Genomic DNA, 13,386 nt, shown 5'->3' on the forward strand with positions numbered 1-13,386 from the left:
AAGCAATTTGTTTAAGAGCAATTTTTTCATCACATCTTTTGGTGTGGTGAGAGTTTTAGCTCTGGTTTTTGTGGTTCAAGTTTTTAAGGGCACACGGTGAATGCCTTGGCATTAGGAGCCGAAGAAGGACGTAGGAATCTGCGATAAGCCTCGGGGAGTTGATAACCGAACACTGATCCGAGGATGTCCGAATGGGGAAACCCCGCTGCCTGTTATGGGTAGTGACCCACATCTGAACACATAGGGTGTGTGGAGGGAACGTGGGGAAGTGAAACATCTCAGTACCCACAGGAAGAGAAAACAATAGTGATTCCGTAAGTAGTGGCGAGCGAACGCGGAACAGGCTAAACCGTTCATGTGTGATACCCGGTAGGGGTTGCATGGTCGGGGTTGTGGGACGTACTGTTCCAGTTCTACCGGACTGGTGAGGTGAGAGTGTGAACATAGGTGAACGGTCTTGAAAGGCCGGCCAGAGAGGGTGTAAGCCCCGTAACTGAAATGTTTACACCGCCTGGGACGTATCCCAAGTAGCACGGGGCCCGAGAAATCCCGTGCGAATCTGTCAGGACCACCTGATAAGCCTAAATACTCCCTAATGACCGATAGCGGACAAGTACCGTGAGGGAAAGGTGAAAAGTACCCCGGGAGGGGAGTGAAATAGTACCTGAAACCGTGTGCTTACAATCCGTCGGAGCAGTCATGTGATTTATCACGAGTAACTGTGACGGCGTGCCTTTTGAAGAATGAGCCTGCGAGTTAGTGCTCAGTGGCGAGGTTAACCCGTGAGGGGCAGCCGTAGCGAAAGCGAGTCTGAATAGGGCGAATGAGTCGCTGGGTCTAGACCCGAAGCGGAGTGATCTACCCATGGCCAGGTTGAAGCGACGGTAAGACGTCGTGGAGGACCGAACCCACTTCAGTTGAAAATGGAGGGGATGAGCTGTGGGTAGGGGTGAAAGGCCAATCAAACTCCGTGATAGCTGGTTCTCCCCGAAATGCATTTAGGTGCAGCGTTGCGTGTTTCTTACTGGAGGTAGAGCTACTGGATGGCCGATGGGCCCTACAAGGTTACTGACGTCAGCCAAACTCCGAATGCCGGTAAGTGAGAGCGCAGCAGTGAGACTGTGGGGGATAAGCTTCATAGTCGAGAGGGAAACAGCCCAGACCACCAACTAAGGTCCCTAAGCGTGTGCTAAGTGGGAAAGGATGTGGGATTGCTTAGACAACCAGGAGGTTGGCTTAGAAGCAGCCACCCTTGAAAGAGTGCGTAATAGCTCACTGGTCAAGTGATTCCGCGCCGACAATGTAGCGGGGCTCAAGTACACCGCCGAAGTTGTGGATTTCATATTATTGGTAAGCCTTCGTGGTTCAGCCGTATGGAGTGGTAGGGGAGCGTCGTGTGGGCAGTGAAGTCGCGGTGTAAACCAGCGGTGGAGCCTACACGAGTGAGAATGCAGGCATGAGTAGCGAAAGACGGGTGAGAAACCCGTCCGCCGAATGATCAAGGGTTCCAGGGTCAAGCTAATCTGCCCTGGGTAAGTCGGGACCTAAGGCGAGGCCGACAGGCGTAGTCGATGGACAACGGGTTGATATTCCCGTACCGGCGAAGAACCGCCCATACTGAGCAGGTGATACTAACCGCCAGAAGCATGATCGATCACCCTTGTGGTGTGAGGTTTTTTGTGGATCGCGGGACCTTATCCTGGGAGGTAAGCGTATTAACAGGTGTGACGCAGGAAGGTAGCTGAGCCGGGCGATGGTTGTCCCGGTCTAAGCAGGTAGGCCGTTCCCTAGGCAAATCCGGGGAACATTAAGGCTGAGACGTGATGGGACCCCCTTACGGGGGAATTCAGTGATCCTATGCTGCCAAGAAAAGCATCGACGCGAGGTTCCAGCCGCCCGTACCCCAAACCGACACAGGTGATCAGGTAGAGAATACTAAGGCGATCGAGAGAATTATGGTTAAGGAACTCGGCAAAATGCCCCCGTAACTTCGGGAGAAGGGGGGCCCCGACCGTGACACACACTTGCTGTGTAGAGCGGGCAAGGGCCGCAGAGACCAGGGGGAAGCGACTGTTTACTAAAAACACAGGTCCGTGCGAAGTCGCAAGACGATGTATACGGACTGACTCCTGCCCGGTGCTGGAAGGTTAAGAGGACCGGTTAGCTCTTCGGAGCGAAGCTGAGAATTTAAGCCCCAGTAAACGGCGGTGGTAACTATAACCATCCTAAGGTAGCGAAATTCCTTGTCGGGTAAGTTCCGACCTGCACGAATGGAGTAACGACTTCCCCGCTGTCTCAACCATAAACTCGGCGAAATTGCACTACGAGTAAAGATGCTCGTTACGCGCAGCAGGACGGAAAGACCCCGAGACCTTTACTATAGTTTGGTATTGGTGTTCTAAGTGGTTTGTGTAGGATAGGTGGGAGACTTTGAAGCCCGGACGCCAGTTCGGGTGGAGTCATCGTTGAAATACCACTCTGGCCACTTGGGACTCCTAACTTCGGCCCGTAATCCGGGTCAGGGACAGTGCCTGATGGGTAGTTTAACTGGGGCGGTTGCCTCCTAAAGAGTAACGGAGGCGCCCAAAGGTTCCCTCAGCCTGGTTGGCAATCAGGTGTCGAGTGTAAGTGCACAAGGGAGCTTGACTGTGAGAGCGACAGCTCGAGCAGGGACGAAAGTCGGGACTAGTGATCCGGCGGTACATTGTGGAATGGCCGTCGCTCAACGGATAAAAGGTACCTCGGGGATAACAGGCTGATCTTGCCCAAGAGTCCATATCGACGGCATGGTTTGGCACCTCGATGTCGGCTCGTCGCATCCTGGGGCTGGAGTAGGTCCCAAGGGTTGGGCTGTTCGCCCATTAAAGCGGTACGCGAGCTGGGTTTAGAACGTCGTGAGACAGTTCGGTCCCTATCCGCTGCGCGCGCAGGAAATTTGAGAAGAGCTGTCCTTAGTACGAGAGGACCGGGACGGACGAACCTCTGGTGTGTCAGTTGTACTGCCAAGTGCATCGCTGATTAGCTACGTTCGGAAGGGATAACCGCTGAAAGCATCTAAGCGGGAAGCCCACTTCAAGATGAGATTTCCATACACTTTATGTGTGAGAGGCCCCCAGCCAGACCACTGGGTTGATAGGCCGGACGTGGAAGCAAGGACTAACGACTTGTGAAGCTGACCGGTACTAATAGGCCAACAACTTACAACCACACCTCACCGATAAACCCACCCTTCAAAAGGGGTTTATCACCAAAGGTAAGTGTAAAAACCTGCATGCACGCGTCCACTCTACGGTTCCCAACCAACAAACCCACACCTAAAAAGGGTAGCAACGGTTCGTTGACACGGAAACCACATAACTACATACACGCAACACCAAACACTTCACACCACCACACCCCACAACAGGGTGCGGACCGGTAAAAAAGAGTTACGGCGGCCATAGCGTGGGGGAAACGCCCGGACCCATCTCGAACCCGGAAGCTAAGACCCACAGCGCCCATGGTACTGCACTCGCGAGGGTGTGGGAGAGTAGGACACCGCCGGACAACCAGTAAGAATAAAGGTCCCACAACGACGTGGGACCTTTATTAATTTAACAAGCTTTTTGTGACTTCAGTGACCAACCCAACAAAGCATGAGGCTGATCTTATGGAAAGACTTTTCTCACACACAACCGAGAACCACGCCATTGATGGCGATTCGACGGTCCTTAGAGATCGGGCCGCGCAGGCGGATATCCCCTTGCCACCATCGCAAGTCTCTGAAGCTTTTACCGATTTGATTCATCTCTGGTGGCCACTGGCTGAGTACAGCGTGTTTGGTGCCGAGAGTCACGTGGAGTTTGATGACGGTCAGCTCGTTGAAGAGGCCCTTGACGGTCGGCAGTTTCTTTGGGCGACGGTGCTTGACTCGCAGCCTTCGCAGCTAAAATTGGCTTGGTTTCTTGGTGCTGCTACTGGGTCTTCGACGAACGTTAGCGTTGATTTCGAGGCTCTGGAAACAGGCTGCCGTCTCAGCTTGCGCCAAAATGGTTGGCAACCTGGTGCTAGTGGCAAAGAACAGTTTGAAAAGTATCAGGACTGGCCTCACATTTTAGCCAGTTTCAGCCGATTCATGGGTGTTTAGCGGCTGTCGCTTAGAATAGATATTAGAGACGTAGATACATCAATAGGGGAGAGCCGGTCGAATCGACCGGATTCGCGGGACTGAGGAGTAATCATGACTGAGCACAACGGAAACGACCGAGGAGCGCGCCGCGGCGAACGGCCGTCTTTCAATAGTTCTCGAGGCCCCCGCGACTCCCAAGGTAAGGCACCGCGTCAAGGTGGTGGACGGCCAGCGAAAACCGGCCAAGATCGTGACGGTCAAAGTCGTGGTCCTTGGAAAGAACGCGGAAGCTTCAATAGCTCTTCTGATGAGCGCCGCGGCCGTCCAGACGGTGCAAATTCAGGCAGGCCGAATCGCGAAGGGGATCGTTTCCCCCGGCGCGATGATCGCTCGGCGAGCCCTCGCCGGAATGAAGGCGGCAGAGATGGCGAACGCGGCAGTTCCTGGAAGCCGCGGGATGCCGATAGTGGACGTGGAGCTGGCCAAGAACGCCAAGAGCGCCGGCCTTTTAACCGTGACTCGAATGGTTACGGTCGACAAAGCAACGATGATCGACGATCAGATGGCCGGCGTGGCGAAGACCGCCGTTCGGATGAGCGACGCAGCTCGGCGCCGCGTGGCGAGCGTCCAGGCCAACGTAGTGAGCGTAGCGATTCCTGGCAGCCGCGAACTCCGGGTCAACGACCGGGCGGAGAGCGTTCCTTCAACCGGGACGCTAATAGCTATCGTCGTCCAGATGGCGATGATCGCCGCACTGGCGCGCCCCGTTCTGATCGGAGCGGTGCGCCGCGAACCGACCGAGCTGGTGCACCCCGCGGAGATCGTCGTGATTCGCCCCGTCCAGATCTCGATCGTCGTGATTCGCCCCGTTATGACAGTTCGGCACGCGCTGAGCGGGCACCGCGCTCGGAACGTCCTGAGCGTAGTGCGGATGCTCCGGCCCGGATACACAACCCACGCGATCTGCGCAGCGCTAATCGTCCTGACCGGGAGCGTTCGCCGGAGATTGATGAAGGAGTCACGGGCGCTGAGCTGGATCGAGTCACCCGGGCCCAGCTGCGTACCCTTGAATCTAAAAATGGTGAGTGGGTAGCTAAACACTTAGTGATGGCTGGCCGCTTGATCGATGACGATCCGGAGCTTTCCTTCCAACACGCGCTGGCCGCTAGCCGGCGTGGCGGTCGCTTGGCCGCAGTGCGTGAAGCAGTCGGACTGACGGCGTATGCCGCGGGACATTATGCTGAGGCGTTGCGTGAGTTCCGCACGTACCGGCGTATTTCTGGCTCAAATGTGCACTTGCCGTTAATGGCAGACAGCGAACGTGGGCTGGGACGAGCAGACCGCGCACTAGACCTTGCGCGAAGTGAAGAGGTCTCCGAGCTCGATAGCGCTGGCCAAGTCGAAATGGCGATCGTCGTGTCTGGAGCTCGGGCGGACCTGGACCAAAAAGAAGCCGCATTGGCTGCGTTGGAAATCACGCAGTTAGATAAAAATCGCGCCTTTTCATACTCGCCAAGGTTATTCCGTGCTTATGCCGATGCTCTGGAAGCAATGAATCGCGCCGAGGAAGCGAATTCCTGGCGTGCTCAAGCGCGGCTCGCAGACGAAGCCTTGGGTACGAATGAGGACGATGAGCCTGAAATCATTGACTTGATTGATGACGAAGACGAAGAATCAGACACTGAGGCGAAGCCAGCGGTCGAGTGAAAACTGACGACACCCCGATCTCAGGCGGTATGAACACCTCGTCGCTTTTAGGCGAGTTCGATGCAGTTCTCAGCGACTTGGACGGCGTGGTTTACGCCGGTGCGCAAGCGATTCCGGGTGCGGTGGAAGCGCTTGAAGCCGTTGAAAAGCTTGGCATCGGCCTTGGCTACATCACCAATAACGCCTCACGGACACCGGATGCCGTAGCTGAGCACCTCCGTGAACTCGGTGCACCAGCCACCGCGCAACAAGTCTTTGGCTCCGCTCGCGCGGGTGCCGGTCTGCTAGCAGATCGGTTGGCTGTGGGATCGAAGGTTTTAGTGATTGGTAGCGCGGCGTTGGCTGATGAAGTAGCAGCCAAAGGCTTCCTGCTTGTTGATGGCGCAGCGGATCAGCCAGATGCAGTTATCCAGGGCTTCAGTCCTGAGCTTGGCTGGAAAGACCTCGCAGAGGCAGCGTTTGCGATCAATGCGGGCGCGCTTTGGGTAGCGACCAACACTGACCTGACCATTCCAGTTGCCCGTGGAATTGCGCCGGGAAACGGATCACTGGTGGCTGCTGTGGCCCAGGCCGTTAACGTGGCGCCATTAGTCGCAGGGAAGCCCGAAGCCACAATGTTCTTGCTGGCAGCTAAAGCGCTCAAAGCACGGCGTCCGTTGGTCATCGGCGATCGTTTGGACACGGATATTCTGGGTGGAAATAACGCGCAGATGAGCACCGCGCTAGTGCTCACCGGAATTGATACCGCCCAATCGGCATTGGCCGCACGAACGTCAGAGCGTCCAAATTATTTGCTGGAAAATTTGTTCGGGCTGCACCAGCCGTACCTGCTGCCAACGTTGGAGGGCAAGAGCTGGCATTGTGGCGAGGGTTCAGCAACGGTTGCCAATGATGTGCTGGAGATCCGTGGCGACCGGCAGGACCTAAATTCTTGGCGCGCAGGCTGTGCGGCCTGGTGGCAGGCCTGGCCAAACCTCGAAAGCGCCAAAACACCAGAGATTCGCTGGTTGACGAAGCTAGACTGAGGCTATGTCAGAATTTCCCGGACCGGCAGTTCCTGCCGAACAGGGCTCGCTGCTCGAATCTGAGCCAGCCAGTTGGCCCGAATCAGTCACGGCGACCGGTGATGCCGGCGTCGATAGGGTACTTGGTCTATTGGATACCTTGCCGGAGACTGCCACGGCCGATCATCCGCAGCAATTTGAACAGTTGCACGATGGTTTGCTGACCGAACTGGAGTCTGGCCCCGAAGAAGCGGAATCCCATAGCTGACATGGCGCGACTTGACCAGGAACTTCTGGCCCGAGGATTGGTCCGGTCTAGGACACAAGCGGCACAACTAATCTCAGAGGGTGCAGTATCCATCGATTCTGTTGTGGCGCGCAAAGCATCCCAGCCCATCTCGGCGGAGCAAACCCTATCGGTTCAAGAAGGCGGTGCTAATCGGTACGTCTCGCGCGCTGCGCACAAGCTACGTGGAGCTTTGGCTGAATTTCCCCAGATCGATCCGAACGGGAAGCGCTGCCTTGACGCCGGTGCCTCGACCGGTGGCTTTACTCAGGTTCTTTTGGAGTCGGGGGCAACCGAGGTAGTTGCCGTCGACGTCGGGCATGACCAGCTCGTGAGCGAGATTCGCGACGATCCTAGGGTTCGCGTGTTTGAAGGGCTCAACGTCCGGGACCTTGATGCTGCAGATATCGGCGGCCCTGCCGCTTTGACGGTGGCCGATTTATCGTTCATCTCGCTAACCCTTGTGGTCGGTCCGTTAGCGCAGGCCACTCTTGCCGGTGGCGATTTACTGCTTATGGTCAAACCGCAGTTTGAAGTTGGGCGCGAACGTTTGGCGAAGACCGGAGTAGTCAGTAGCGATCACGAACGTCGTCGAGCCGTTGCGTCGGTAGCTACTTCAGCGCTAAAAGCCGGCTTAGAACTGCGTGGCCTAGCTACAAGTCCGTTAGCCGGGCAGGACGGCAACATCGAGTACTTCTTGTGGTTGAGCAGAGATGCGCTGCCGAGTCAGTCTAAGCTCGAAGACGTGCGGCTCGTTGAAGCCGTGGCAAGCTTGTTGGAGCAATTGTGGCCGTCGAACCGTCCGATCGGGGCAGAAGAAAGTGGGTGAGCGCATATGAGGGCAGACCGACATGTGCTGATTCTTGCCCATACGGGGCGGGAAGACTCAATGGTTGCTGCCCTGCAGGTTTGCGAACAGCTCCGCGCTGCTGACGTGCAAGCGGTCATGGCGGTGGAAGATTTGGCTGATATGACCGCCCATTTTGGCCCGCTCAACGTGCCAGCAAAACGATTGGGCGAACTCGAAGGCGAAGTATCGCTGTTTCAACTGGAACTAGTTATGGTGCTGGGGGGTGACGGCACTATCTTGCGCGCTGCGGAGTTGGTCCGGAGCCTGGCGGTGCCACTGCTGGGCGTGAACCTGGGACATGTGGGGTTCTTGGCCGAAAGTGAGCGAGCGGATTTAGCTCAAACTGTTGAATGGGTAGTGCAGCGCGAATACACCGTTGAAGAGCGAATGACTATTGACGTTACGCTCTGGGTTGCTGGCGCTAAAGCGGCGCACACATGGGCATTGAACGAGGTATCGGTAGAAAAGAGCGATCGCGAACGGATGCTAGAGGTCGTCACTGAAGTGGACGGCCGCCCGTTGAGTGCCTTTGGCTGCGATGGGGTAGTGATGGCAACGCCTACCGGCTCCACGGCATACGCTTTTTCTGCTGGCGGCCCGGTCGTTTGGCCCGAAGTCGAGGCGATGCTCATGGTGCCCATCAGTGCGCATGCGCTCTTTTCCCGGCCCCTAGTGGTCTCTCCTACCTCGCGACTTGCCGTCGAGGTGCTGGACCGAACCGAGGCGCACGGCATCATGTGGTGCGACGGGCGTCGGTCCTGGCCATTACCGCCGGGCTCAAGGATTGAGGTGACTCGATCAGACATCCCCGTCCGATTAGCAAGAACCCACCAAGCGCCGTTCTCAGCTCGGTTGGTGCGCAAGTTTGAACTCCCAGTCCAGGGCTGGCGTGGACCCGTGCCGGGCGCAGAGTCCGCTGGCACCGAACCGATTCCTGTCGTTCGTTCAAAACGCCGCACCGCTTCGCGAGGACTCCCTTTGAAACAACCGGGAAGGCAGGATTGACCGCCGTGATGAGGGCAAATCGTGATTGAGGAAATCCGAATCCGAGACATGGGCGTGATCGCTGAGGCGACGTTGCCGTTAGGACCAGGGTTCACCGTGGTAACCGGTGAAACTGGTGCTGGTAAGACCATGGTGGTGACCGCCGTCGGGCTTTTGCTGGGGGCTCGCTCCGACGCCGGAGCCGTGCGGTTGGGGGCCAAAGCAGCTTCAGCAGAGGCAACCGTGCAATTGCCCTCCGGGCACGAGGCGTTAACTCGTGCCGAAGAGGCCGGCGCTGAAATTGAAAATTTCGATGGCGCAGCGGAGTTGCTGCTGGCCCGTTCGGTTGGCTCGGACGGACGTAGCAAAGCGTTCGTCGGCGGTCGCAGTACGCCGGTGGGCGTTTTGGCCGAAATCGGTGCGGAACTGGTAGTTGTGCATGGTCAATCAGATCAAATTCGGCTCAAGAGTGCCGTAGCGCAACGCGAAGCGCTTGATTCGTTTGCCGGTGCTGGCTTTGGTACTGACTTGGCGGAATACCGGTCGCAGTACGAACGCTGGCGAACCGCGCAAACTGAGCTTGAAAGCTTGCGGCACGCTGGTCGCGAACGCGCTCGCGAAGCTGAAGAGTTGACTCTAGCGCTCGCTGAGATTGACGAGCTGGATCCACAGGCCGCTGAAGATGAAGAACTGAAGGCCGAATCAGTCAAACTGTCCAATGTGGAGAGTTTGCGGTTGGCCGCGAGCGCCGCGCATGAAGCGTTGATTGCTGAAGAATTTGCCGAAGTAGCCGATGCCAACACTTTGGTCGATGGCGCTAAACGGGCTTTGGAACAAGTTGCTGAACACGATGATGTTTTACGCGTGCACGGCGAGCGGCTGGCTGAAGCCGGTTATCTTCTTGCGGACATTGCGGGGGAGCTGGCTAGTTATATTTCCGCACTTGATGGCGAGAGTGCTGGGCGGCTGGCCGCTATTGAAGATCGTCGCGGTCAGCTAGCTGGGTTGACCAGAAAGTTTGCGCCCACCATCGATGAAGTATTGGTTTGGGCGGACGCCGCGCGGGTGCGCCTTGACGAGTTACAGGATGATTCAGTCAAGATCGAGGCGTTGCAGAGCGAAGTCGATGCCGCTGACGACAAGTTGAACTCTTTGGCAACACAGTTGAGCACTGCTCGACGCAGCGCGGCCGCCGAATTGGCCCAGCGGGTGAGTACCGAACTCAAGGCGCTAGCCATGGCAGATGCTAGGTTGCTGATCGAAGTGACCGAGGCAGCTCGCGGTCCACATGGCGCCGATGAGATCGCATTTTTACTCCAACCGCATTCGGGGGCGCCGGCTCGTCCGATCGGAAAAGGTGCTTCAGGTGGCGAGCTCTCCCGAGTGATGTTGGGCTTGGAAGTTGTGTTGGCCGCGGTAGACCCAGTACCGACTTTTGTTTTCGACGAGGTTGACACCGGTGTTGGTGGCAAGGCTGCGGTAGAAATCGGCCGACGTCTTGCCGAGCTGGCCCGGCACGTCCAAGTGCTGGTGGTCACCCACTTGCCGCAGGTTGCAGTTTATGCAGACAATCACGTCCGGGTGCTTAAATCGGCCGAAGGTGGATTTACTTCCTCCGATGTGCAGGCGTTAGACGGTTCGGAAAGAGTGCGGGAGCTGGCTCGAATGCTGGCTGGACAGGAAGACTCAATCAGCGCTCAGGCACATGCGCAGGAATTGCTTGACGAGGCAGCTGAACAGCGCGTGGCCTAAGCCACGCACTGTTCAGATTAGCAACGAAGAACTTGGCTTGTGAGCTCAGATTCGTCCGCCGGCTTTGACCGCTCGCTCGGCACCGGAGGTTGCCGTTTTAGCCGAACTTGCTTTGATGTTGACGTCGACGGCGTTGTAAAACGCGTTCTCCGTGTCGGCGACATCCCAAACCGCGTAGACCACGTGGTAGCCAGAACGATTGGCGGGGATGTTCACGGTATGGGTGAGGTTATTAGAGGCAGGGCTGCCATCATGCTTTACGGTAGCAATCAGTTCTAACTCGGATCTGGTGAGCGGAGCATTCTGATTCCAGCCTTGCTTTGTGATGTAGTAACGCCACTGACTGGTTGCGTGCGGCGCGGTGTACGTCCAGGTGAACTTTTGTGCGCCGGTCGCAAGGTCGTTCTTATACCAACGAGTCGACGATTGCTGGTCAAGGATACCGCCGAACTGTCCACCAGCTGAGGCGAGTTTGCCGTCGGCCGAACCCTTCGCCGGGAAGCCTTTGGGAGCTTCTAAACTTTGTGGTTCGTATTGGATGGCACCGCAGTCTTTATTGAGACCAAGTTTGCACGCTTCTGAGCGGCTATGCGGGCCGGAAATGTAGCCGTGTGCGTTTGCTGCAGCTACACCGCCGAGCATAAGCGCCACCGTGACAATTGCGCCAGCAAACACTTTGAACATATTTTTCACTGCACTTCTCCTAAATGACGATCTGGATGTCCTGGGATTTCAGAAGGTTCAGAGCTGTCTCAAAAAGATGTGTTCAATGCGCCCAGATGCCAGCTTCGCGACCGGCGCGTCCCCATGAACTTCGAGTGGCTGCGCTAGAAGTCTATGAGCCCGCTGAGAGGCTGGCTAGGCGGGAAATTACGTAAGTAGTTTCCCGCTAACTAGCCAACTCGATGCTGATTTACGCCTCGTGTCGAACGCTGCCTGCGCGCTGATCGGCAGTTACATGCTATTCTTAAATTCCGTGGTGCAGCGATCATATTCCCGGTTCTCAAGTCCCTCCAACGGCTCTTCGGCGGCTATAACCCGCCATATTTTTGTCACTGGCGGTGTGGCTTCCTCTCTTGGTAAAGGTTTGACCGCATCTAGCCTTGGGCATCTCCTTCGAGCTCGTGGTCTATCCGTGACCATGCAGAAGCTCGATCCTTATCTGAATGTCGATCCCGGCACGATGAATCCTTTCCAGCATGGCGAAGTCTTTGTTACCGAGGACGGCGCAGAGACTGATCTGGACATCGGGCATTACGAGCGGTTCCTCGATGAAAGCCTTGAAGGCTCAGCGAATGTGACCACCGGTCAGATCTACTCGACCGTGATCGCCAAAGAACGCCGTGGTGAATACCTGGGAGATACCGTTCAGGTCATCCCGCACATCACCGACGAGATCAAGCGCCGGATGCGGCTGCCCGCCGAGCCAGATCACCAGGCAGGTAAATCGGCGCCAGACATCATCATCACCGAAATCGGTGGCACCGTGGGTGACATTGAATCGCAGCCGTTCCTGGAAGCTGCGCGGCAAGTCCGTCAAGACATTGGTCGCTCCAATGTTTTCTTCCTGCACGTCTCACTAGTGCCCTATATTGGCCCTTCGCAGGAACTTAAGACCAAGCCCACGCAGCACTCGGTTGCCGCGTTGCGCTCGATCGGCATTCAGCCAGATGCGATCGTGGTTCGTTCCGATCGTCAGGTTCCGGACGCAATGCGCGCCAAAATCGGTCGGATGTGCGACGTCGACACGGACGCGGTGGTCAACGCGGCCGATGCGCCCAGCATCTACGACATTCCGAAAACCCTGCACAGCCAGGGTCTGGATGCCTTTATTGTTCGTGCCCTCAACTTGCCATTTACCGATGTTGACTGGAGCACCTGGGACAAACTGCTCGTCGCAGTGCATAATCCTGCGCATGAAGTTGAAGTCGCTTTGGTGGGCAAATACATTGATCTACCGGACGCCTACCTCTCAGTCACCGAAGCGTTGCGGGCCGGTGGCTTCGCTAACAGTGCCAAGGTCAACATCCGCTGGGTGCCTTCGGACCTGTGTGCCACGGCAGAAGGATCCGCAAAAGCGCTCGACGGCGTGGACGCGATCTGTGTGCCAGGTGGCTTTGGCATTCGTGGCCTAGAAGGAAAGCTCGGCGCACTCAAGTTTGCACGGGAGAATCAAATTCCCACCTTGGGACTGTGCCTGGGTCTGCAGTGCATGGTGATCGAATACTCGCGAAATGTACTGGGGCTAGAGGGTGCTTCCTCCTCAGAATTCGAACCGGATGCGCCACACCACGTCATCGCAACGATGGAAGAGCAACTAGACATCGTCGACGGTAAGGGTGATTTGGGCGGCACGATGCGTCTGGGACTCTACGAAGCGAAACTGCTTGAAGGCTCGGTTGTTGCTGAGACCTACGGCGCGTTGAGCGCAAGCGAACGGCACCGGCACCGCTACGAAGTCAACAACAAGTATCGCGATCAACTCAGCGAAGCTGGACTGGTGTTCTCCGGAACGTCGCCGGACGGCAAGCTTGTTGAGTATGTTGAATTGCCCCGCGAGGTACACCCGTATTACGTGGCCACTCAGGCGCACCCCGAGCTCGCCTCACGGCCAACCCGACCCAACGCAATGTTCGCTGGTCTAGTGCAGGCCGCACTGGCCAGGCAGAGCGAATCACGATTGCTGGAAGTCTGA

General features: G+C 56.8%; 9 protein-coding genes and 2 rRNA genes. 10 read left to right on the forward strand and 1 reads right to left on the reverse strand.

The window, feature by feature from the left end; genetic code table 11:
• Positions 1 to 73 precede the first annotated feature (73 nt).
• From RSAL33209_RS03440 to recN, 9 genes are all read left to right on the forward strand, one after another.
• Positions 74 to 3,207, forward strand: a 23S ribosomal RNA gene (locus RSAL33209_RS03440).
• Between the two features lie 222 nt (positions 3,208 to 3,429).
• A 5S ribosomal RNA gene (gene rrf / locus RSAL33209_RS03445) occupies positions 3,430 to 3,546 on the forward strand.
• Positions 3,547 to 3,649: 103 nt separating this feature from the next.
• Positions 3,650 to 4,126 carry an SRPBCC family protein gene (locus RSAL33209_RS03450; protein WP_049758802.1) on the forward strand — a complete coding sequence of 159 codons (477 nt, stop codon included), beginning with the start codon at positions 3,650 to 3,652 and terminating at the stop codon, positions 4,124 to 4,126.
• 93 nt (positions 4,127 to 4,219) lie between these two features.
• A complete protein-coding gene (locus RSAL33209_RS18505; protein ID WP_012244249.1) occupies positions 4,220 to 5,815 on the forward strand; it encodes a hypothetical protein in 1,596 nt (531 codons plus the stop codon).
• A gap of 29 nt (positions 5,816 to 5,844) precedes the next feature.
• The gene (locus RSAL33209_RS03460) at positions 5,845 to 6,840 is read left to right on the forward strand and encodes an HAD-IIA family hydrolase (protein WP_041685116.1); all 996 of its coding nucleotides are present in this window, start codon (positions 5,845 to 5,847) and stop codon (positions 6,838 to 6,840) included.
• Between the two features lie 4 nt (positions 6,841 to 6,844).
• The gene (locus RSAL33209_RS03465) at positions 6,845 to 7,087 is read left to right on the forward strand and encodes a hypothetical protein (RefSeq protein WP_012244251.1); all 243 of its coding nucleotides are present in this window, start codon (positions 6,845 to 6,847) and stop codon (positions 7,085 to 7,087) included.
• Position 7,088: 1 nt separating this feature from the next.
• The gene (locus RSAL33209_RS03470; RefSeq protein WP_012244252.1) at positions 7,089 to 7,934 is read left to right on the forward strand and encodes a TlyA family RNA methyltransferase; all 846 of its coding nucleotides are present in this window, start codon (positions 7,089 to 7,091) and stop codon (positions 7,932 to 7,934) included.
• Positions 7,935 to 7,940: 6 nt separating this feature from the next.
• Complete coding sequence (locus RSAL33209_RS03475; protein WP_012244253.1) at positions 7,941 to 8,960, forward strand: NAD kinase; 1,020 nt, start codon at positions 7,941 to 7,943, stop codon at positions 8,958 to 8,960.
• A gap of 21 nt (positions 8,961 to 8,981) precedes the next feature.
• Entirely contained in the window at positions 8,982 to 10,691 is a 1,710-nt protein-coding gene (gene recN / locus RSAL33209_RS03480) for a DNA repair protein RecN (RefSeq protein WP_012244254.1), read from the forward strand.
• Between the two features lie 45 nt (positions 10,692 to 10,736).
• On the opposite strand, the gene RSAL33209_RS03485 is transcribed toward recN, so the two are convergent.
• Positions 10,737 to 11,375, reverse strand: coding sequence for a lytic polysaccharide monooxygenase (locus RSAL33209_RS03485; RefSeq protein ID WP_080503748.1), 639 nt, complete (start codon positions 11,373 to 11,375; stop codon positions 10,737 to 10,739).
• Positions 11,376 to 11,649: 274 nt separating this feature from the next.
• Between RSAL33209_RS03485 and RSAL33209_RS03490 the strand changes: the two genes are divergently transcribed.
• Positions 11,650 to 13,386 carry a CTP synthase gene (locus RSAL33209_RS03490; protein WP_041685117.1) on the forward strand — a complete coding sequence of 579 codons (1,737 nt, stop codon included), beginning with the start codon at positions 11,650 to 11,652 and terminating at the stop codon, positions 13,384 to 13,386.

The organism is Renibacterium salmoninarum ATCC 33209 (assembly GCF_000018885.1).
Classification (GTDB): domain Bacteria; phylum Actinomycetota; class Actinomycetes; order Actinomycetales; family Micrococcaceae; genus Renibacterium; species Renibacterium salmoninarum.

What these genes read in the sequence shown, in the direction of transcription:
- RSAL33209_RS03475 (WP_012244253.1), top strand. Translation starts at nt 7,941, where the DNA reads ATGAGGGCAGACCGACATGTGCTGATTCTTGCCCATACGGGGCGGGAA.
- RSAL33209_RS18505 (WP_012244249.1), top strand. Translation starts at nt 4,220, where the DNA reads ATGACTGAGCACAACGGAAACGACCGAGGAGCGCGCCGCGGCGAACGG.
- RSAL33209_RS03490 (WP_041685117.1), top strand. Translation starts at nt 11,650, where the DNA reads ATGCTATTCTTAAATTCCGTGGTGCAGCGATCATATTCCCGGTTCTCA.
- RSAL33209_RS03470 (WP_012244252.1), top strand. Translation starts at nt 7,089, where the DNA reads ATGGCGCGACTTGACCAGGAACTTCTGGCCCGAGGATTGGTCCGGTCT.
- RSAL33209_RS03465 (WP_012244251.1), top strand. Translation starts at nt 6,845, where the DNA reads ATGTCAGAATTTCCCGGACCGGCAGTTCCTGCCGAACAGGGCTCGCTG.
- RSAL33209_RS03460 (WP_041685116.1), top strand. Translation starts at nt 5,845, where the DNA reads ATGAACACCTCGTCGCTTTTAGGCGAGTTCGATGCAGTTCTCAGCGAC.
- RSAL33209_RS03485 (WP_080503748.1), bottom strand. Translation starts at nt 11,375, where the DNA reads ATGTTCAAAGTGTTTGCTGGCGCAATTGTCACGGTGGCGCTTATGCTC.
- RSAL33209_RS03450 (WP_049758802.1), top strand. Translation starts at nt 3,650, where the DNA reads ATGGAAAGACTTTTCTCACACACAACCGAGAACCACGCCATTGATGGC.